This window comes from Pedobacter polysacchareus (assembly GCF_019802255.1).
Lineage (GTDB): Bacteria > Bacteroidota > Bacteroidia > Sphingobacteriales > Sphingobacteriaceae > Pedobacter > Pedobacter polysacchareus.
Genome location: NZ_JAHYSS010000001.1, coordinates 381,403 through 401,621, shown reverse-complemented (window position 1 = coordinate 401,621; position 20,219 = coordinate 381,403). Strand labels below are relative to the sequence as shown.

At 39.1% G+C, this 20,219-nt stretch carries 19 protein-coding genes and 1 tRNA gene; 4 read left to right on the top strand and 16 right to left on the bottom strand.

Annotated features, from left to right (window positions below; genetic code table 11):
• Positions 1–3: 3 nt before the first annotated feature.
• The 8 genes from K7X70_RS01670 to K7X70_RS01635 form a co-directional block, all read right to left on the bottom strand.
• Positions 4–3,153: an efflux RND transporter permease subunit gene (locus K7X70_RS01670; protein ID WP_222535432.1), complete on the bottom strand. Its 3,150-nt coding sequence runs from the start codon at positions 3,151–3,153 to the stop codon at positions 4–6.
• A gap of 12 nt (positions 3,154–3,165) precedes the next feature.
• Complete coding sequence (locus K7X70_RS01665; RefSeq protein ID WP_222535431.1) at positions 3,166–4,617, bottom strand: TolC family protein; 1,452 nt, start codon at positions 4,615–4,617, stop codon at positions 3,166–3,168.
• A 79-nt stretch (positions 4,618–4,696) separates the two neighbouring features.
• Complete coding sequence (locus K7X70_RS01660; protein WP_222535430.1) at positions 4,697–5,107, bottom strand: HYC_CC_PP family protein; 411 nt, start codon at positions 5,105–5,107, stop codon at positions 4,697–4,699.
• A 195-nt stretch (positions 5,108–5,302) separates the two neighbouring features.
• Positions 5,303–8,377: a DEAD/DEAH box helicase gene (locus K7X70_RS01655; RefSeq protein WP_222535429.1), complete on the bottom strand. Its 3,075-nt coding sequence runs from the start codon at positions 8,375–8,377 to the stop codon at positions 5,303–5,305.
• A 298-nt stretch (positions 8,378–8,675) separates the two neighbouring features.
• Positions 8,676–9,221: an ORF6N domain-containing protein gene (locus K7X70_RS01650; protein ID WP_222535428.1), complete on the bottom strand. Its 546-nt coding sequence runs from the start codon at positions 9,219–9,221 to the stop codon at positions 8,676–8,678.
• A 476-nt stretch (positions 9,222–9,697) separates the two neighbouring features.
• Positions 9,698–10,228: a hypothetical protein gene (locus tag K7X70_RS01645; protein WP_222535427.1), complete on the bottom strand. Its 531-nt coding sequence runs from the start codon at positions 10,226–10,228 to the stop codon at positions 9,698–9,700.
• A gap of 11 nt (positions 10,229–10,239) precedes the next feature.
• Positions 10,240–10,899 carry a DUF3885 domain-containing protein gene (locus tag K7X70_RS01640; RefSeq protein WP_222535426.1) on the bottom strand — a complete coding sequence of 220 codons (660 nt, stop codon included), beginning with the start codon at positions 10,897–10,899 and terminating at the stop codon, positions 10,240–10,242.
• A gap of 49 nt (positions 10,900–10,948) precedes the next feature.
• Positions 10,949–12,226: a hypothetical protein gene (locus K7X70_RS01635; RefSeq protein ID WP_222535425.1), complete on the bottom strand. Its 1,278-nt coding sequence runs from the start codon at positions 12,224–12,226 to the stop codon at positions 10,949–10,951.
• Positions 12,227–12,342: 116 nt separating this feature from the next.
• On the opposite strand from K7X70_RS01635, the gene K7X70_RS01630 reads away from it, so the two are divergent.
• From K7X70_RS01630 to K7X70_RS01615, 4 genes are all read left to right on the top strand, one after another.
• Positions 12,343–12,927, top strand: a complete 585-nt coding sequence (locus tag K7X70_RS01630; RefSeq protein ID WP_222535424.1) for a hypothetical protein — start codon at positions 12,343–12,345, stop codon at positions 12,925–12,927.
• Between the two features lie 105 nt (positions 12,928–13,032).
• The gene (locus tag K7X70_RS01625; RefSeq protein WP_222535423.1) at positions 13,033–13,722 is read left to right on the top strand and encodes a hypothetical protein; all 690 of its coding nucleotides are present in this window, start codon (positions 13,033–13,035) and stop codon (positions 13,720–13,722) included.
• Between the two features lie 140 nt (positions 13,723–13,862).
• Positions 13,863–14,240 carry a hypothetical protein gene (locus K7X70_RS01620; protein WP_222535422.1) on the top strand — a complete coding sequence of 126 codons (378 nt, stop codon included), beginning with the start codon at positions 13,863–13,865 and terminating at the stop codon, positions 14,238–14,240.
• Positions 14,237–14,734, top strand: coding sequence for a hypothetical protein (locus K7X70_RS01615; RefSeq protein WP_222535421.1), 498 nt, complete (start codon positions 14,237–14,239; stop codon positions 14,732–14,734). Before K7X70_RS01620 ends, K7X70_RS01615 begins: the two co-directional genes overlap by 4 nt.
• Here the strand turns inward: K7X70_RS01615 and K7X70_RS01610 are convergent, their stop codons facing one another.
• The 8 genes from K7X70_RS01610 to K7X70_RS01575 all read right to left on the bottom strand — a co-directional run bounded on the left by K7X70_RS01610 (position 14,735) and on the right by K7X70_RS01575 (position 20,217).
• Positions 14,735–15,676 (bottom strand): DUF5712 family protein, encoded by a 942-nt coding sequence (locus K7X70_RS01610; protein WP_222535420.1) that lies wholly within the window; start codon positions 15,674–15,676, stop codon positions 14,735–14,737.
• A 6-nt stretch (positions 15,677–15,682) separates the two neighbouring features.
• Positions 15,683–16,234 carry a BfmA/BtgA family mobilization protein gene (locus tag K7X70_RS01605; RefSeq protein ID WP_222535419.1) on the bottom strand — a complete coding sequence of 184 codons (552 nt, stop codon included), beginning with the start codon at positions 16,232–16,234 and terminating at the stop codon, positions 15,683–15,685.
• 224 nt (positions 16,235–16,458) lie between these two features.
• Entirely contained in the window at positions 16,459–16,668 is a 210-nt protein-coding gene (locus K7X70_RS01600; protein ID WP_255606860.1) for a hypothetical protein, read from the bottom strand.
• 85 nt (positions 16,669–16,753) lie between these two features.
• Entirely contained in the window at positions 16,754–17,026 is a 273-nt protein-coding gene (locus K7X70_RS01595; protein WP_368388031.1) for a helix-turn-helix domain-containing protein, read from the bottom strand.
• Between the two features lie 358 nt (positions 17,027–17,384).
• Positions 17,385–18,089, bottom strand: coding sequence for a nucleotidyl transferase AbiEii/AbiGii toxin family protein (locus tag K7X70_RS01590; protein WP_222535416.1), 705 nt, complete (start codon positions 18,087–18,089; stop codon positions 17,385–17,387).
• The gene (locus K7X70_RS01585; protein WP_222535415.1) at positions 18,047–18,562 is read right to left on the bottom strand and encodes a DUF6922 domain-containing protein; all 516 of its coding nucleotides are present in this window, start codon (positions 18,560–18,562) and stop codon (positions 18,047–18,049) included. The genes K7X70_RS01590 and K7X70_RS01585 overlap by 43 nt, the downstream gene beginning before the upstream one ends.
• Positions 18,563–18,616: 54 nt before the next feature.
• Positions 18,617–19,837: a site-specific integrase gene (locus tag K7X70_RS01580; RefSeq protein WP_222535414.1), complete on the bottom strand. Its 1,221-nt coding sequence runs from the start codon at positions 19,835–19,837 to the stop codon at positions 18,617–18,619.
• Between the two features lie 306 nt (positions 19,838–20,143).
• Positions 20,144–20,217, bottom strand: a tRNA-Asp gene (locus K7X70_RS01575).
• Positions 20,218–20,219 lie beyond the last annotated feature (2 nt).

Here is a 20,219-nt window from a genome sequence, read left to right as displayed (position 1 = left end):
CTTTTAAGCATTTGGTTTAACAAAATGTAAACTGTTTTCATCTTCCGGATCTAAGGATGGCGAAGTTGTACCGGTTTTTCCCTGTACCCAGGCAAATACTAATGGCAATAAAATCAGTACCGAGAAGGTAGAAGCAAATAATCCGCCGATCACCGCACGGCCCAATGGGGATACCTGATCTCCACCTTCCCCATGACCAATGGCCATTGGTAGCATACCGGCAATCATCGCCATAGAAGTCATGATGATTGGACGCATCCTTAAAGCAGCAGCCTTCATGGCCGAAGCATAAGCATCTCCGTTTTGCAGCCTCAACGTTTCCGCATTACTAATCAATAATACCGCATTCGCAATAGATACTCCCACAGACATGATCATGCCCATATAGGATTGCAGATTTAGCGTTGATCCAGTGATTTTAAGCAGCAGTAATGATCCTAGTACCACAAAAGGCACAGTGGTCAATACCACAAATGACACCTTGAAAGATTGGAAATTGGCGGTCAGCATTAAAAAAATCACCAATACGGCCACTAATAATCCATTTACCAGGCTATCCATCGTTTCGTCCAGCACCGGCGCCATCCCTGCGACAGAAATGTTCAGCCCTTTAGGAATCTCTCCCAGGGAAGCAATTGCTGCATTGACATCTTTTTGTGCCCTCCCTAAATCCATCTGGTGCAGATTGGCGGTCACTGTGGTATAGGCCATCGTCCCTAAATTATAACTTTCTCCCAAGGTAGTGCTGGGCATAATCGTAGCCACATCACCCAATACCGGACGGGCAGAATTTTTAGACAGCGGAATATTTGCCAGCTCATCTTTGCTGTTCAGGATATTTTGAGGTGTCTGTACCTGCACATCATAAGCGATACCCATCATTCCCTCTACCCACATGTTTTTGCTGGTATAACGGGAAGAAGCCGTGGAGGCAATCAATGATTTAGCAATATCCTGAGCATCAATTCCCAATTGCGCTGCCCTGACACGGTCGATATTGATCGCCAATGCGGGATAGTTTAAAGATTGAGGGATTTGCTGATCTCTTAAATAGTCGATCTCCTTTAATTTTGCCAGCAGCTTATTCGCATACATGACGTTTCTTTTTTTCATCATACCTGAGAAGCGAACTTCTATAGGCGTGTTTGTCCCCTGGCTCAGGATTTTTTCTGTCAGCTCGATCGGCTCAAAAGAAAGCTGGAGTTCCGGCATTTTCTGTTTCAGGTGCGCACGGATTTCATCTTTTAACAGGCTGGTGTTTCCGGAATAATCTTTTAAAGCCACTTGCATCAAAGCTTCATGCGGCCCCGCATTGTACAGGTAAATCGGACTTACCGCAAAAGAAGAAGGGTGCTGTCCAATAAACACGGAAGAAATCGCGATATGGTCTTTGCCAATCACTGTTTCCAATTCCCGCAGCACCTGCTTGATTTTTTGCTCCGTCTTTTCAATTCTGGTGCCTTCCGGTGCTTTAATTCTCAATTGAAACTGACTGGAGTTTACCGCAGGGAGGACATCTGTTCCCGTGATGCTGAACATCAAGTAAATCAAAGTACCAATAGCCAGGAAAGTCAAAATAACCACTGGTTTCTTTTTGGGCAGCAAACTTTCCAGAAAGCCGATAAAGCGGCTTCGGAAATGGTCAAACCGGCTTTCTTTAGCCAACTCTGCTGCCGAATGTGGTTTCATCATCCAGTTACACAGGATGGGTACGAAGGTTTGCGACAATAAAAACGAAACGATCATAGAGAAACCGATGGCCAGGGCTAAAGGCATAAATAAAGCACCCGGGATGCCAGTCATCATAAAGGCTGCGGCGAAAACAGCCAGAATACACAACAGAATCAGCAGTTTTGGAAATGCAATTTCTTTACAGGCATCCCAGATTGCCTGGGATTTTTGTTTGCCCATAGCTAGATGCTGGTGGATATTCTCAATGGTTACGGTACTCTCATCCACCAAAATCCCAATCGCCAATGCAAGCCCGGATAAGGACATAATGTTGATCGATTGCCCGAAAAGCTTCAGGAACAGTACACCCGAAATGATAGAAATTGGAATCGTCAGGATCACAATAATCGCGCTGCGCTTGTCTCCTAAAAACAGCAATACCATTAGTCCGGTAAGTAAGGCACCCAAGGCGCCTTCTACCATTAAACTTTTCACTGCATTAATTACATACACCGACTGGTCAAACTCGTAAGAAATTTTGATGTCGTCGGGAAGGTTGTTCTGGATGTTTGGAATGGCTTTTTTCAGCTTGCTCACCACATCCCAGGTAGAAGCATTGCCTGATTTAGCAATATTGATGTATACGGAACGCTTGCCATTGATCAAGGCGAAACCGGTGGTAATGTCGGCACCGTCTTTTACCGTAGCAATATCACGGATATACAGGTTGTCGGCTTTTCCTTTGAAAATAGGAATGTTGCCGAAGTCTTCTACCGCTTTAATCGTGTTATTTGTTGGCGTCAGGTAATTGATGTCGTTGATATAGACATTTCCTGAAGGTGCCGTGATGTTGTTCCGGCCGATCGCTTCCACAATCTGATCCGGAGATAACTGGTGACTGCGCAGTTTATTCGGATCGATATTGATCTCTACCGTTCTCGGACTACCGCCAAAAGGTGGCGCTGTAGTTAATCCGGGGATGGCAATCAGGAAGGGCCGCGCCGTAAAGTTGGCAATGTCCTGCAGCTGGTTGTTTGTTTTCGTTTCACTCCTGAACACCAGCTGGCCAACTGGCTGTGAAGACGCATCAAAACGGATAATAAAGGGTGGTGGTGCACCTGGAGGTAAGAATACCTGCGACCGGTTAGACAAGGCAGAGATCTCTGCAATGGCTTGTCCCATATCAATCCCCTCATAAAAATTGAGTTTCATCAGGGTTAATCCCTGTGTATTTTTAGTCTCTATGCTTTTAATGCCACTGGTAAACAGCATCATATTCACATACATTTTGGTAAAATATCCTTCCATTTGCTGTGGAGTATAGCCATTAAAAGAATGGGCGATATACACTACAGGAAGGTTCATTTCCGGAAGAATATCAATCTTGATATCCTTGGAGGCTTTGATCCCGAAGAACAAAAGCCCGAGCACCATCACCATAATGGAGATGGGCTTGCGCAATGCTATACGTAATAAATTCATGGATTTTCGGGATTATGGAATGGCATTTAGTAAAACAGACAGTTGTCCCGCAGCAGCAGATTTTAACAATAAGGCCTGCCAGATGTTGTTTCTGGCAATCTCAAAATCGATTTCCGCGCGGTTTAAGGCGTACAGCGATTGGGTTAAATCCACAATCGTGGTTAAACCGCTGCGGTATAAAGTGGTGTTCTGACGATAAGCATCCGCAGCCGCTTTGACCTGGATTTTTGTCTCCTCAAAATTCTCTGCCGCGTTTTTTAGTTTCGCATTGGCGAGCTGTGCCTGTGCAGACAATTCCTCATGCATCAGGTGATACTCGTTTTGAAGCGCCTGTGTCTGGTGTTTTTGCTGTTTTACTTTAGCACCAAAACTGTAAAGGTTGGTCAGGTTCCAGCTCAGGGTTAATCCTGCCAGGTAATTTCCCCTTTGTATACCTATGCCTTTATGATAAGATTTTGAAAAAGCGCTATTATCCTGTACGTAATTGGATTCAAAACCGGAACCACGCCCTTGTACCAGTCCAAAAGCAGATAAGGAAGGTAGTTTTTGTGAACGCTGGATTTTTTCCGATTGCGTACTTCCCGCAATTTTGCTCTTTTGCCATTGTAATAATGGATGATTGATTAAGTTCAGAGGTACCGCAATCGGATCAGAAGATGGAGTTCCTGATGCTTTTCCTTGAGAAGTATTCTGCCCTGTCACCTCATTTTGGGTCAATACCGGGGTTTTACTGGTAAAAACAGAGTCCAGTGTAAAGCGCTGATATTCCTCTCCGAGTAATACTGCCAGCGTTTTGGAGTACTCGAGCTCCATATCATAGGCTTTAATCCGCGCAGACTGTGCGTTAGAGACCTCCGCTTTCGCTAAGGAAGCATCCACGCCCGGAATCAATCCGCTGGCCGCACGGCTCAGCGTAGTGCTCATGAATACCTGAGCACGCTCCAGGTTTTTCTCCTGCACATATTTTATCCGCTGACTGGCGAATAGATTGAAGTAGGCGGCCCCTACTTTCACCTGATGCTGGAACTTTTCCTGCTCCAGGTCGGTTACCGACTGTCTTTCTTCGACTCTGGCCAGCTGCACCTGGCTTTTAATTCTGCCAAATGTAAACAGGTTCCAGTTGATGTTGGCTAGGTATAGCGAGCCAAAAGCCGCATTCCAGTTCTGATCTGCTAAGGGCATCGAGGTAGCTGCGGAGCCCAATCCGCCATAGCCATACATCGGGCCATTCTGCGCGTTGATCGTACCATAGCTTTGCTGCGCCAGTAACGTAAAATCTGGTAAATACTGGCTTTTTTGATAATTGGTGTTTTCTTGTGAAGCTTGTACTAAGGCCTCTTTTGCTTTGATTTTTTCGTAGTTCTGGATAGAACGCTTTAATGCGTCTGGCAGCTGCAAAGTTTGAGCATACGACACCGTCGATAAGCCGCAAAATGCCGCTAACGCAATGAATCTAATATTCATTGTTTTATATCTTTTAGAATTTAAACCATCATAATGAAGGAGGATGTTTCCATGCTCCGGAATTCAAAATGAATACGGCCTATATCAGATATACGCAATGTAAAATGTAGAATGGGGGTTGTTTTAATGGGGTAGAAAAATAGAAATTATCCGTTTTAAGGGTTTCTATTTTATGATCCCAAATGGTGGTATTTGCTGGATGCAGGTATAAAACCGCTTCTCCTGTGAATTTTAAAAGGTTTTCCTGCTGGGCAATCTTTTGTACTTTATCCGCCAGCTTTACCTGCTCCTTTTCATGCTTGCAGCAGTTGTCTTTCTTAGTTTTCTGCTTGTTTTTTAAAGCACAAACCGGACATACCTGATCCTGATGTTCTTTAGAAAATAAACGCATTTCCTGCTTTACACCTTTACAAATATGAGCACTGGTCGTAAATCCGGTGGATACGATCAGGAACAAAAGACAAAGAAAGAAGCTGAGCAGTCTTTTCATAAGGAGTCACAAAGATGGCTCTGCTATTTAAGATAAGCATTACAGGATTATGCGAATCTTTTACATAATTCTGAGTTTGGCGGGATTTCCATTTGCCAGTTTCATTACTGCTGCTGCAATACTAGGAATTTATCTCCCATTTCAAGACGATTCCTGCGATTTCAGAATAGAACCCCACAGGATTTCAAATCCGTTTTAAGTGCTTTCCCGGAGAACCTCCTGAGCAACATTTAATTCTTTAGCCAGCACACTAAAATGATTGCAGCCTTTCCATACTGCTAAATTGCCAATGACATAAATCCGTTTTTTGGCTCTTGTCAAAGCGACATTGAGCATGTTTGGCTTTTTTGAAGCCCAGGTTCTCGCCCCCGGCTGTGCTGGATCGCTCCCCAAAACAAGGAAGACAATATCAGACTCCTTACCCTGAAAGGTATGGATGGTGCCACATTTCACCAGATTGTTCTTTCTGAAAACCGCGGAACACTTATCTGCAACCGATTTGAAAGGAGAGATTACGAAAATTTCTGATGTAGTATTTTTCAACAAGGCAATCTTTCCCTGTAAAACTGCTATTTCTTCAAGAATGACATGCTTGTGTTCTACAGTTGTCCCGCTTACATCAAACCATCTGGAATCACCTAACTCGCATTCAAAAGAAACATCCTCCATCACTTTTACCATCTGTCCGTCGTAAGCGATCTTGTTCGCAATGTCAAACATAGGATTGTTGCACCTGCGGTGGGCACGTAAAGGAAAGCCTGTCCAGGTGGCCATGTCTTCTTCTTCCCCGAGCCAGGCACCAAATGTAGAAACACGGTCTGCCAAGGTCTGTATGGAATTTTGGAGCGGAGACCAGAGCGGATCTGTGCGGTAGGTATCGCTCAGCATTTTCGCTAATTTTGCATTGATGCTGACCACTGGTTCAATCTGCAGTGGATCCCCGATAATAATGTTCTTTTTGCAGCGGCTGATGATTCCTGCAGCGGATTGTGGCGTGGCTTGTCCGGCTTCATCTATCAGGAGCCAGCCAATACTCTCTGCACCCATGGATTGAAATAGTCTGGAAACCGAAGCCAAGGAAGTAGAAACTACGGGAACGCAGAAAAAGAAAGTCTTCCATAAACTTTCTACCACATCTGCACGAACATTCACCTTACCGTCCAGGTACTCCATAAACAAGTTTAAGTTGTTCCAGAAAGGTTTTGCATGGCTCAATATCGCATATTCGTGTAGTTTAAGGCTATGAAGAAATATGTTGGACCGCAAGGTATTGATCTTTACCGAAGACCATGGACTTGCTTTATGGAAGGCCTCCTGGTCATCATAATAATAGTCGACCAGATTTTCATCAGGGATATTCTCTAAAGGGATTTCGTACTCCTGATGCAGTTGCTCCTTTAAGCTTTGGTATTCGATGAGCCTGATTTCGATAACTTCTACCAGTTTTTTCTTGTCTCTAACTTGCTTAGCCGCAGATTTTAATTTTTTTGAAAGGCTTTCCCGCTCTTCTTGTATCTGAAGTATTTCTTTGGTGTTTTTAGCCATGCCGGATAGATACAATTCCTCCGTTTCCTTCCATCGTTTATATGCTGCTGTTTTAAAAAGCTTTTGAACAAAAAACCAGCCCGGCATAGCCTTTTGATGCAGTATCAGGCTTTGCTGCAGCAAAGTAATGCGATCGCTGATGCCCTGAAGTTCTTTTTCCCAGTTCTGTTCTAATGCCTCAAGTTCAGCAAGGTTATTTTTAAATCGCTCCAGTGCTTCGGTTTCTGAAACCAGCAACCTGCGGTCTTCGAGGTAATCTGCCAGCAGGGCATGGAAACCTGATGCTTCTTTTTGAAACCGCTTAAAATCCGCCAGCAATTTTGTCAATTCTGCTGCCGTACGATCGAACAGTTCGCTGTTTTCAGCAGTCCGATCGTCCTCCTTGTTATATTGAAGGGCGAGGAATTTCATGAAGCCTATTCTTTCTTCTCCAGGATACCAGAAGTTCTTTTTAAAGGCCTGCTTATTCTCTGAATTACCCAGAGCCGCTGCCAATATCCCCCAGCTTTCCCCTTCAATCAGATTTGTAGCCTGCTCCGCAAAATAATCGGCATTTGGAAAATGGTCGAAATCAATTTTACTTTTCGAGGGCAGTTCTTTGGAGATATTTTCTACCGCAGCATTGTTACTGCTCGCCACCACAATTCCGCCATCAGAAAAAATATCCGCATTGGGTTCAAAATGATGAAAGGTAAAATCCGGCCTTTCAATTTTATGACCAGTTCCAAAAAGCTTACCAGCCCCCTTCTTTAACAATTTCTGCGCGCGCATCACAATCACCTCTGCAACAATATCCGACAACAGCGTAGTTTTTCCCGTTCCTGGAGGGCCGTTTACGCCCAATAATCCATTGCTATTTTTCAGTGTTGAAAGACAAGTGCTTACCGCGCCAAACTGTGCGCTGTACAATCCATAGTTTGGATTGGAAGGCCATCGCCCTGCAGGCATTTCTTTAGGATCCAGTTTCCACCAAAAAGCATTGACTTCTTTTAGCATGTCTATTCTTTTCAGGCCGGAAACATCTGTATCCAGCAGTTGCTGAAGCCCCTTTCCCTGCTTTTTACGACTATCAATCAGCGCATTGAGGTCTTTTAAATAAAAGCTATTCAGAAAAGCGGTATCCGGTTTAGCGTGTTTAGACAGTCGGAAGGATTTAATAAATACCAGTGGTTCCCAATCCAGGCCTTTTAAATCTTCGGCCTGTAATACCTCTAGCTCTCTATTCAGATGACTCCATCCGATAACTGAGGTCTGCAGCTCGTTTAGCGACGCTGCCTCTGGAGCTACACCAAACCGATCTCTAAAAGCTTCCTGTGTCTTTTCCAGTTCTTCTTCTATAATGGATAAGGGTTTCTGATTTTGAAGACATATTAATCCATGAATATAGGAAGGCTGGATATAGCCGTTGTCAAATCCGCAGCGTCCATCTTCATCTACGATCAAAGCAGCCAGACAGGTATTTCCAGTAATCCTTTCCTCCCATATTTCTACTTCAGAAGGCACATAATCTGTGGCTTCTTCAATTTTTTCAGTGATTATTTTCTTTGGAATTCTACCAAGGAAAACGATATGGTGCCATTTGAGGTCTTTTTGATTTTCATGTGGTAGCTCCCATGGTAATGATGCTCCCTCCTGAAAAAGATTCGCTTCTGTTGGCAAGTCTGGAAGATTGAAAATTTCAATGGCTCTCCAGAAATTGAGTATTGCTTTTTGGTCTGCAGACATGGATGTAGTTTTGATCCGTATAACAATGATAATAAGCAATATATGAAAACAAAAGTTATATTTTATGCTTTTAGAGAAAGGGGATGATATAATATTTAGGAATTGAGTCTTTAATATTGAATAAAATATAAACAATTTGTGAATTTACGGTACTGTTTTACTCCTGTTTCCTTCAAATTTTGTAATGTCTTTAAACGAACAAAGCGTAAACGATCTGTTGTCATTTCCGCTTTATTTAAATCAATACCTACAATCAATAAGACTATAAATAGGATAAATCTATAAATAGGATAAATCCTCAGAGGCTATCTGGTTTAAAACCAATTCTTGTTCTTGAAGGATTGGGCTGCTCTTTCTTTTCTAGCAACTCATCCAGGCAACGAAATACGATTTCCATATTTTTATCCTGATGGTCTAACTTGTGCTTTATTTTCTCAATTTCCAACCTGATATCTGTATTGTCTGCTAAAATTTGGCGTATACGTGTAAATATCCGTATAATTTGAATGTTCACTTGAATTGCCCTTTTACTACTTAATACACTGGACAGCATGGACACACCTTGCTCTGTAAAGACCATCATATTATATTTTGAATGTTGCCCATGTTTTAAGGTGCCAAATTGGCACCTTAAGATTTTTTGCTCTTCCATCCCAAGTTCAAACATAAAATCCTCTGGGAATCGGTCTATATTACGTTTAACCTGTCTTTTAAATTGCTTTGTTTCTACTTCATAAAGTATGGCTAGATCTGTATCTAACATTACCTTGTGACCACGTATATAATAAATCTGGTTCATTATAATTTCGTCTTGTACAATCAGTGCATTGATTTCTTCGCTCATATTATTATATATTATTCATCCAAGGATAATTAGACCTCGGACTAAACTACAGCTAAAATTTAAACAACAGTGAACTTATTGTTTTTATAAGAAAAAATACAATCAATTTTAATGGCTCATACTTATGAACCAACAGAATTACAGAAGTAGCAAAAGTATGCATAGCCCTAGAGGCTTATACAAGAACTCGTTGCACTCTAAAGATCAAAAGGAATTTGTTGATTTATGTTTAAGGGGATCGACACCAAAACTGACCTGATGGTCAAATTCCTGAAAATCAAAAAAGCCACTCGTTGGAGTGGCTTTTTGCGGACCGGACGGGACTCGAACCCGAGCCCAAAACAACCTTTAAATCAATATATTACAAGTTCTTCAGTGAAAACTCCCTGAATTACTCACGATTTCAAATTACCATATAATAGCAATCGCTATACTGCTAAAATAGGAATTACTTGTTCCAATTCAAAATGCAAATATCACCTGTGGCTCCATTGTCCCTTTTTAAAAAACATATTACCGAATCTAGGTGAATTAAATACCAGATAAAAAATCCAGGTACTTCTGTAAATTGTTGGATTACTTTCAAATATATGATGCCTTGACTGTTGCATATTTACTACTAGCCGCTCGGAACCATATGGCTTTAGGGTTGTGACTGTTCCTATAAACGTTTTCACAATTTTATCCTTATTTGTGACATACAGATAAATGGAATCATTTTCCTTTATCTCAAAACGAAAGTTGTCATATTGCCAATCAGTTTGTTTACCTCTGAAATAGCTTCTATCGACAATATATTGGCCATAAAAATCTTCTTTTTTCAGTATCTTCTTAGCCATAGTGGCATGAATCATTAAAGAAATCATTACAAGGCCTACCACCCCCATCCAGATAAATCCGACAGCTTTTCCATAAATATTTTTCTTTGTCGCCAACCAAGCAATTAAAAGAATAATTGTTAATGGAATCAATATGAAGATAAAAAATAAATTAAAACCGAATCCCATTCGCTACTATATTATACGTTAGCCTTATTAAACAAACTATCCATTTTCTCCCTATTACTATCAAGTAACCAGCTATTGTATTTATTATAAATAGGTCGCAATTGCTCAACATCATTGGCGATTATATCTAAGCCACGATCATCATACATATGAAAGATTAGTTTCCTATCGATATTTAAGAAGAATATCTCCTTAGAAGTAAAAACTCCATTTTTATCGAGCCTCGGCTGTCTTTGCGGAAAATCAGTATTTCCTATTGCATTTAGGATATTTTTATAATCTATTCTTTCGATCTCAGATTTGATAATTGCAACATTTCTAACATCTAAGCTATCATTTGGGTCATAAAGTCTATGCACTTTTAGATAGGCGATTTCACGGCCACTTAAATCTCGAATTTGCCTAAAGCAGAAATTCCCAGACCTTAGTTTAGTTCGTTTATATTTAAAATCCATTACAACAAGGAAAACATTATCATTAGGATCGAACGCTTCTTGAAATAAAGTCGTCGAACGTTTAAGCACTTCTTCAAAATACTCATCCGTGTCAACTTCCCCCTCCTGCAAATCAAAACGCAGCCCCTTATCCCAATTAAAGAATAAAGAAGCTCGAATTCTAAGCCCCTTAAAATTATCAGTAAGGAATTGTTTATAGTTTTTTCCTATTTTCATTGATTTCCATCCTTTAAAATGTAATCTAAGCTCTTGAGATTAATAAAATCTACGCGTTTTCAAGCAATTCTCTTGAATCAAGATAACTATCATATTTAATCTCTTCTTTCAGCCTTTCACTTAATACTCCATTTTTAATAAGCAACTCAATAATATCCTTTCTATGAATGCCACAATTCATTTTACCATACAAAATTTCAAGTGGCTCTTTACATTCCTTTGTTTTATTTGCTCTATAAATTTCAATATAGCTAACAGCTAAATTTTCTATTACATGCTCGTTGTTAAATTTCATTGCCAATTCCTTAAGAAAAATACCATCGCCTACTTCATAGTTGGAAATAAAAATGTTGGTAAACATTTGCGGTATCCTAGCTGTTTTGATGCGTTCAATTGCAAACTGACGAATAGCATCACTTTTAAGTAATTTCAAAGCATCAATCGCAAATTCAGCTATTCTATTTTCTGAAGAAAGCTTTTGCTTTGCTAAGCTCAGAATAAATCCACTTTCAAGTGGAAATTTAAACTCTGTGAATACATATAATAATTTCTCCTGAAAGGCTATATTTTCTTCAACAAGAAGTCTCTTCGCTACCGAATTTAATTCTTCATCGGTCAATTGCCTGTTAAAAAGACGAATATATGGTTTGCTGGCCAAGACCTCATCGATGATGTCTTTATACTTAGAAATTACCCGCTTATAACTCTTTGCTTCTACATTGGTCTTTTTAACATTTTTCAAATATATCTGGATAAAACGATTCTCTACAGCCAGCTTCTCTAGTTCTTTTAAAACGTTTATGCTGGGATTATCATCCTGAAAATGTCTAATTATGGAATCATCTTGCCAGTCTTCAGGGTTGATTTCTAATCCTCTGCCCATTTTTTCAGCTATGAATTTCATTCCTTCCATTCCATCAAGCTCAAGAATTTCGGAATAGCCAACCCAGTCAGAACCCTCAATAGGAGAACTAAAAAACCTCTCATAAATTGCTTTTCTCGCATCAACATCGCCATTCTGTGCAAAGATGCTTGCAAGATCAAACAATTGAGTTAATGTCCAAGTATCGCTCTGTTCATTTGCGAGCCTTATCAAAATAGCATTACGAATCTTATCCCGATTTCTGGTAAGTGAAATAAGTTCAGATAGATAAACTCCACGACTATTTTCACATTGACCATCATAAGCAAAATTTGTAAGACATCCTTTAATAATATCATTTGAAAAATCAAGATTGGGATTAGTCAGCATTATTAAATAAGCCTCTCCGGTACCCCGCCTAATGGAATTTCTAAAGTTTTTTTTAAGAATCGTATTATTATTCATTTGTCCCATTGTCAGAATCAACTAATCCATCATATACGTGTCTGTCAAGCATCAATCACGAATATAAATATACATGGAAAAATATTTAACTTGCAACATATGATAAACTCTCAAAAATGAAATTCTGGTACACCGCTCGGGGAACTTATGATAAGTACTATGACCAAGATGGTATGTCATGGAAAAAGTATATTGAATGGAGTAAGCTATCAAATCTTAAAGAAGTCGTATCTCTAGACATGATGCTGAACGAACTTTTAGTGGAGCCCGATCGCGACAATGCCAAAGATTGGGATCATATTGTTACTAGCCATCTTTATGAAACAGGATGTTTTACCGATTTAGATTATGTGATAAAGAGGATGCAGAAAACGCCAATATTCAATCTTTTAACCGTAACACAAGAGCCAACAAAAAAGTGTAACTCAATAACTATTGAAGATTTTGAATTCATGGGGTATGATTTATTAGATCAATCCTATGATACCAGTGCCTTAACGAACTGTGGAGGCTTTGACGAGACCTTTTTACCTTCTGATATCAATGACGTTGGTTTAATATCAGAATTCGAAAAAGCTTATGCAATTAAAAAGAGATTGCTGGAAAATAATCCAAACGAATACCATGCAGATTGTAATGTCATTGCGATTTGGAGGCATAAAACAATAGGCAGAAATTCCAAAACATCTAACCTATTATAAATGAACCATAATCGAAGATGTTTATTCCCAAACTTGAAAACTATATTCCTAATACTAATATCTTTATCTTCCTGCTCTCTGTATGACAGAAAAGAAAGTGTATTTATGGTTGATCAGGATTTTGTCGAAAATTACAGAGAACTTTCCCCGGACAGTTCAATGATTATGATTAACTACAGCATTGACTTAGGTGCTTTCGGATATGGTCAGGCTGGCACTGCGGCACTAAAAACAGCAGATACAACCAAAGATTTAAGGCAATTCTCTCTTCCGAATACTCTTATTCATACAAAATGGGTCGACAACAAAACTATATCTGCAAAAGTGGATATAATCCCTTCCATACAGGCGGGGGAGAGAATAAAAATTACAGACACAAAAATAAATCAAGTATCTGTCAAGGTTTCCCCTTTAGATTATATTGAACCCGATTATCATTTACAAATTGAGCATCGAGAGACATCTCCCGATGGAAAACATGAATTAGTTGCATACAGGTATTTAAAGGATGACCATAATTTAAATTTCATCCATATTTCTGTAATTCCTAAAGGAGGGAAAATCCCGAAATATGGAAATTATTTCATAGCTGACAATACGTCTGACTACATCTTGTATGGGACTTGGGATAAAAACAATACACTCGTTTTTTATTCCAACGAGCAGTATCAAGATTTAATACAATATTATCTTGTCGATAACAGAGAAAACATTAAGTACAAAACAGTGAAGGATAATCAGAAGTATGCTAGTAAATATCTGTGGACTAAAAAAATTGGAGCATTAACTCCGTAAAACCCCAAGCGAAAACCTCTGGTTTTCGCAGGCCGCAAATGAGCGTGGGTCATTACAGCAAGTTCGTTCTACTCATTTTAATTCTTGATGCAGCTCTTTAAGAATTTACTTATTATAACTATCATTAACAATCCATCAACATGAATAAAACTCCCATCAATCCAACATTGGACAAGATCATGAACAGTATTGTTATTGACTGTTTGATTTTGACTCCTCTTTTTATTCTGGGCTTATTAATTTTTGGCAATATAAAAGAAAACGGAGATGCTAATGCTGGTTTAATGTATGGCCTTTATATCATCCCAATAATTCCTATTATTTTAGTGGCACTGATCCTTATTCAGATTGTCAGATTCCAATTTAAATCAATTTCGGCATGGGTAACCTGCTTAAGCCCGATAATTTTGCTCACACTAAACATTTGGCTAGATACTACCAATCTTTATATATTATTATCAGTCATAGGCATCATTATAACATTTAGCTTTATTAAAATTACCATCATTAAAAAATGAAGCCGATAAAATACACCGCTGCGATATTAGCATACAAATCACTCAATAGAGACATTGATAAAACCTGTATAGATTGGGCTGTTGATATGTTAATGGAGGGATTTGACACAGAACACCTTGTTATATTATCAGGCATCAGCCCTCCCTATGAACAATTTGAGCTACAGAAAATAGCAGATAAAGCACTTGAAGAACTTCAACTTGATTACTCAGATCGTGATCAAATCATTAAAGATTACATCAATTATTTATCCAAAGAGGCCTTAAATAACCAAATAGAACCTCTTTATGCCCTAAGGTTAATACGAGACATTTACCTCGAATTAGATCATGAAAAATCTCTTCAACAGTTTTACTTACTTTATTATGCCAAATACGACCTCCTCGATTCGGAAAATCAGTGGTACATCGATGGCATCGACAGAAGTAATATTGACTCAAAAATCATCGAACACTTCATTGAATTCGCTAAACACTATGAAAATAAATTGTAATTAAAGGGACAAACCCAGCTCCTCCTGTTGACCTTTCCGCTTTTTCTTTTTCCTTTTCTGAAAGGGCACAGCATAATTCTGTTCCTGAGATTTAAGGGCAATACTTAGAAAATCACTAATAAAGGGTTTTTCCAGATAAGTTTTAGACTCGTTGAGCTCAATGGACTTTGATTTTTTGTGAACCCTAGCCTTCTTGTCTTGTAATTCTTTGGTTAGCTCTACTTTTATGTTCATGCGCTGTTCTAGTGTCCCCTTCTTTTGCACATTCACATATCTAAAAGTTTCCTCTATCTTACGATCAAACCCGAAAAACTTGTCAAATATATCTTCACCGGATTGCTTGAAAGCGGTCCGGTCAAACTGACCTAGCTTCTTGGAATGAACGACATTCCTACCTCTTGATTTATTCATTGGGCTTAACTTGATCTTATTGCCGATATCTTTCCTGCTTACAATAATCTGTACATGCATCTGTTCGCCAGGTTTTACGGTTCCAGCTTTTGCCTGTCCGCTTTTCACCTCTTTATCCCGAAAACTATAATGTCGGTGGCGTTCTAGTTTAGCAAACCATAATAGATCTTTGTGGTTATTAATCCCTGGTCTGTTAAAGTTTTTCGCATAAGCATCCATCACCTTTACGGCATAATCCTTAAGCCTCTTTTCCGCATCAAGACTAAACTCATCCTTTAGAAATTCTATTTCCTTTTGACTTGGGCTAATATTGATTAGGAAGAACTTCGCATCATCCCGGCATAGCTTGGCAACATTTTGGTCCAAACTACTCCTTACTTCGTAAGAAGGAATACCGTTTTGCTCACCATTGAACCAACGCTGTTCCGGTAGTTCCTCAAACAATCGGTTTTCTTTATCCAAATAATGGACCAGTTGCCCACTGCTCCCCTTATTATTCCCTTTCTCGCTATCTGTAATGTTAATATACATAAGAAACTACAGTTCTTTTACCATTTGCCTACACCGTTCAGCCAGTTCCACTTTACTCTTGCTTTTAAAAGCCCCGGAAATTTCTTCCCGCCCTTTTATATAATTTTCCAGAATCAAAGAGAACTTGTTTTTCAATTTATACTTATCGTCGAGCAGTTGGTAGATATTATGCATCAACTTATCTGTCTCTGAAAACTTGCCCGACTGGCTTAACTGTAATTGTTTCAGTTGCTGAATTTCCGGCACTTGTGTTTCCCTTAAAAATTTCACAATATTTTGCTGCCCGTCCAAAACCGAATCCATACCCTTTTTCATTGGAATCAGCAGATCTTTTTCCTGTACCCTTGTAAAACTGATATATGCATCATGGTTTTTGGCGATCGCCTTTCTCAATAATTCATCATTGATGTCCAGTGGATCTTTCCCCGTTCGATAGAAATATTCAACCATCTGACCAAACGCCATAAGCTTGTTTCTGCCAAGCTTCCGGCTTAGTTTCTCCAGTTTCTGATCCACATCGGCTGTAAATCGAATCGTCTTATTTTTTAAAATAGTCATAGGCAATCGTTTGAGGTATACCCTACGGTATACTGTTTTGTACAGCATCGTGTTAAAAAATTCACTGAAGTATACCCGGAGTATACTTCAACCTAGCTTGGCGATAGCTAAACGCGAGAAAAGTAGGGCTCTGCCCAACTTCCGCTTGCTCCTTTTCCTAAAGGAGAAAAAGGACTATCACATCATCCATAAACCTGAGCAACAAAGAGGGAGCAAACTGCCCCTTATCCTTTGTCTATATGAATTAAGGAAACCGTGCTGGCACGAATCGGATCGTAGGACGGCTGATAATTAATATAACCATAGATCACCAACTCTGCCATACATTTGTGGTAGGTTGACAAAGACCTGATTCTGGAGAATTGCATCAGCTTTCGCCGGCACACCCGAAACGCCGCTTTCGGGTCAGCAGAACTATAGTAAAATATAGCCATAAAAAGACTAATGTGCGAGGGCAACAGACGACTGTCACCAGCCGCTAGTTCCAGAAAGCTCTCAATAGGGAATGATAATTTCATATTAATACGTTTCAGTTAGGTTCTCTTCCAGAATTTCTGTGAGATCTTCATTTTTGTAATAAAGAATGTTTCCTAACCTGGTAAAACGAAGTGTACCATTGATGCGCAAGGCTTGCAGCGTCCCAGGAGAAATGCCAAGTATTTTTCTTACATCCGCACTTTTAAGCCATTTCTTTTGGGCTTTATCCGCACTGGCAATTTTAAGCTTACTTAGTTCTTCAAAGAGTTCTTTTTTAAAACTTTCCAGATCCTCTTTAGTGATTAAATCCAACATTGTCATAGGCTTTATAATTTATGTTTCTGTTCTATCTGTCAAATACCTTATTTTTTGTTTAATGAAATCTCTAGTAGTGATCAATATATTTTTCACACCATACTGCCACCATGCTAATTTTTTAAATTTACTGTCACTGGTTCATAAGCTTACAGGAGTTTTAGTGGGATTCCCCTAATTGATAACTAGCTTTTTTTCGAATGAGTCAATAAGGAATACACCAGTACTTTTTATCAAAGTAACCGATACACGTTTGTACTACATCCCATATGGGAAAACTTGTAGATGGAAATGAGAATTTCTCTAATAAAAAAAGCGTATACCCTAATGGATATACGCTCTAAATAAAATATGGTTGCTATAAACCTAATCCTTGATCAAGATCATGGTCAAGATCTTTGCTTCTCTTATTAATTTTCAGATAGCTTTTCATATTCTTCTGCTGCTCATGGTATTTACTCACAGCATGATTTATACTTCTGGATACATCTTGCCATTTCAGTTTCTTGTCTTTCAACACAACAGGCACATTCAAATCCACATCCTGATGATAACTCAAAGAAGATATAGCCGTATTCATATCTACGTTCGGATACTTGCAACAATAATGATCCAGTATATCACTAATTTCCATCCCTTTAAGCAGATAATGAATATCAATAAAATCCTTCACCCGTTCTCCACTGTTTACAATAGCATTAACTTTCATCGCCGCGATATCCTGAAGTGACATCATTCTGATTCCTTCAATAGTTTCCAGGGGTCTAATGGATGGATATTTATGGGAGATGAAATCAAAGTCCACGTTATCAATGCTCCCGCTGACGTAATTACTTTTATGTCGCCTTACGTCCGCTCCATAGCTTTCCTTCATATGCCCGGCAAGATGATCGCCGTCAAAATCCCCGGAATTGAACAAGTCGATATCAATAGATTCCCTATGTCCGATCTTTAAGGACAAAGCTGTGCCACCAACAAGATAAAAACTATGCAGGAGCTGGTCCTGCATCAGTCGGGAAATTAAATCCAGTGTCCCTTGTTTAACTGTTTCTTTAAATAACATTTGAGTTCTTGTTTACTCAGTTGAAAATACGTGCAAACGGCATCAGCAGTCATGTCAGAAAGATAGGTTATATCATTTTTCAGAGCTAAGATTACATTAGTCTTCCCATAAAACCTAATCATTTCCTCCCATTCCTCAGCATTTCCTTTATCCAGCACTCGCTCTATAACCATTTTGTAAGATCGCTTCCAGTCAATTTTATCAAAATCCAAGTCCCAAAATAGCACCGTTGGCAGGTTTGGCCTTTTTACATTATTAAGTAAAGGCTGCCGTTCTATTTTGATTTCATCGTTCTCAAACGGGATTTTCTTTTTTGACAGGTAGTTATTAAGGGTATGATAATTATAGTCGGGATAGCTCTCGCAAAAACCTTTAAGGCTCGAAAAGATGTCAATATCTATTCCAGCAAAACGTTTCCATTGTACCACAACTACCCTTTTATTCAATTCAGATATCATACTCAAATCTACCATAATTCTTATAAAATGCCAAATATTTACAAATATTGGTCAACCGAAGGTTTATAATTAATTATTTATTCTGTATTTCTGTTTAAGAGAAAGCATATCCTTGCTTACCTTGACATCCAATATCTTTGCATAAACCTGGGTTGTTCTGATATCGGTATGCCCCAACATTTTGCTGACACTTTCTATTGGCACACCATTGCTTAAAGTCACCGTTGTTGCAAAAGTATGCCTGGCAATATGAAAAGTCAGATGTTTTGAAATTCCGCAAAGATCTGCCACCTCCTTTAAATAGGCATTCATCTTCTGATTACTAAAGATTGGAAAGACATTCCCTGTGTCCCCACACTTTGGATGATCGGCATAACGTTCCATTATTTCCTGCGCTATAGGGAGTAGCGGTATATTCGTAGCAATGTTAGTCTTTACCCTATTTCTGAAAATCCAGAGTAAACCATCAATCCCCGTTCTGATTTCTGACTTATTCAACTTTTGCAAGTCTATAAAGCATAATCCTGTGTAACAGCCAAACAGAAAGATATCCCTGACAAAAGCTAACCGATCAATCGCAAATTTCTTTTTATATAAATCCTGAATTTCTTCCGGTGTAAGAATTACCCGAGTTACCTTTTCGATAGCATTCTTATGGTTTAGAAATGGATTCTGAGTAATCCAACGATTAGCCAAACAGATTCGCATCACTTTTCCAAGATTTTTAAGGTGTTTGACTGTTGCATTATTCGCACATTTCCCTATAGTCCTGACATGGAAGTCAAATTCAGAAATGAAATAGTGGTCAATTTTAGAAACTGGAATATCAATGGTATTGTATTTAGACTGCAGAAAGGATTTAAGATGCTTTAAGGTCGAGTTATACTTAGTCAGCGTTCCTTTCTCAAACCCTTTACCTAAAAGCGCTTCAATTCGCTCATTATGCGTTTTAAAGACATCTATGAGCTGCCTCTCCTGTTCCTCAATACCAAGATATTTATTTTTAATGCTTTCAGCAGTGATTTTCTTATCTGCGTTTACCAAGTCTGTGTGCGCTTCACCCACTCGCCTCTCCAAAGTATTAAGATAAGTATTAATTGATCTATCCTCCTGTTTTGCTCCATTGACCCTACCAACTTTGGTATTCCATTTTGCAGGATCACATTGTTTCCCCGACGCAAGCTCTTTCGGCATGCCGCTAACAGTGATTCTCATGTAAATAGGCATGCTGCCAGACACATAATTCTTTGGCTTCTTCAAATAGAAGCGCAAACTAAAATTGTTTTTCATCATTTTACAGATTAAAAGTTGAACAAAATTAGCGTTGCTGTGAGTAGTAATCAAGATGTTCGATTTCAAAACAGGTTGAAAATCAGAATATTACAAGGTTTTTCGTGAGTATTATCATCCAACCTCTGACTCACGAATTATCGTTTAATTCCTTTTATCCTGAGCTATATGACCATTGGCCGTCACTCCTTGAATTACTCACGAATTATATGGTAAAATCTGAATATTTGCGAGTGAGCCTTAAATGAAAAAAGCCTGCAATCATATGATTTGCAGGCTTTTTAGTGTATTTGACGTCTTGTCTTGCGGACCGGACGGGACTCGAACCCGCGACCTCCGCCGTGACAGGGCGGCATTCTAACCAGCTGAACTACCGGTCCGT

What these genes read in the sequence shown, in the direction of transcription:
- K7X70_RS01670 (WP_222535432.1), bottom strand. Translation starts at nt 3,153, where the DNA reads ATGAATTTATTACGTATAGCATTGCGCAAGCCCATCTCCATTATGGTG.
- K7X70_RS01665 (WP_222535431.1), bottom strand. Translation starts at nt 4,617, where the DNA reads ATGAATATTAGATTCATTGCGTTAGCGGCATTTTGCGGCTTATCGACG.
- K7X70_RS01660 (WP_222535430.1), bottom strand. Translation starts at nt 5,107, where the DNA reads ATGAAAAGACTGCTCAGCTTCTTTCTTTGTCTTTTGTTCCTGATCGTA.
- K7X70_RS01655 (WP_222535429.1), bottom strand. Translation starts at nt 8,377, where the DNA reads ATGTCTGCAGACCAAAAAGCAATACTCAATTTCTGGAGAGCCATTGAA.
- K7X70_RS01650 (WP_222535428.1), bottom strand. Translation starts at nt 9,221, where the DNA reads ATGAGCGAAGAAATCAATGCACTGATTGTACAAGACGAAATTATAATG.
- K7X70_RS01645 (WP_222535427.1), bottom strand. Translation starts at nt 10,228, where the DNA reads ATGGGATTCGGTTTTAATTTATTTTTTATCTTCATATTGATTCCATTA.
- K7X70_RS01640 (WP_222535426.1), bottom strand. Translation starts at nt 10,899, where the DNA reads ATGAAAATAGGAAAAAACTATAAACAATTCCTTACTGATAATTTTAAG.
- K7X70_RS01635 (WP_222535425.1), bottom strand. Translation starts at nt 12,226, where the DNA reads ATGAATAATAATACGATTCTTAAAAAAAACTTTAGAAATTCCATTAGG.
- K7X70_RS01630 (WP_222535424.1), top strand. Translation starts at nt 12,343, where the DNA reads ATGAAATTCTGGTACACCGCTCGGGGAACTTATGATAAGTACTATGAC.
- K7X70_RS01625 (WP_222535423.1), top strand. Translation starts at nt 13,033, where the DNA reads ATGGTTGATCAGGATTTTGTCGAAAATTACAGAGAACTTTCCCCGGAC.
- K7X70_RS01620 (WP_222535422.1), top strand. Translation starts at nt 13,863, where the DNA reads ATGAATAAAACTCCCATCAATCCAACATTGGACAAGATCATGAACAGT.
- K7X70_RS01615 (WP_222535421.1), top strand. Translation starts at nt 14,237, where the DNA reads ATGAAGCCGATAAAATACACCGCTGCGATATTAGCATACAAATCACTC.
- K7X70_RS01610 (WP_222535420.1), bottom strand. Translation starts at nt 15,676, where the DNA reads ATGTATATTAACATTACAGATAGCGAGAAAGGGAATAATAAGGGGAGC.
- K7X70_RS01605 (WP_222535419.1), bottom strand. Translation starts at nt 16,234, where the DNA reads ATGACTATTTTAAAAAATAAGACGATTCGATTTACAGCCGATGTGGAT.
- K7X70_RS01600 (WP_255606860.1), bottom strand. Translation starts at nt 16,668, where the DNA reads ATGGCTATATTTTACTATAGTTCTGCTGACCCGAAAGCGGCGTTTCGG.
- K7X70_RS01595 (WP_368388031.1), bottom strand. Translation starts at nt 17,026, where the DNA reads ATGTTGGATTTAATCACTAAAGAGGATCTGGAAAGTTTTAAAAAAGAA.
- K7X70_RS01590 (WP_222535416.1), bottom strand. Translation starts at nt 18,089, where the DNA reads ATGTTATTTAAAGAAACAGTTAAACAAGGGACACTGGATTTAATTTCC.
- K7X70_RS01585 (WP_222535415.1), bottom strand. Translation starts at nt 18,562, where the DNA reads ATGGTAGATTTGAGTATGATATCTGAATTGAATAAAAGGGTAGTTGTG.
- K7X70_RS01580 (WP_222535414.1), bottom strand. Translation starts at nt 19,837, where the DNA reads ATGAAAAACAATTTTAGTTTGCGCTTCTATTTGAAGAAGCCAAAGAAT.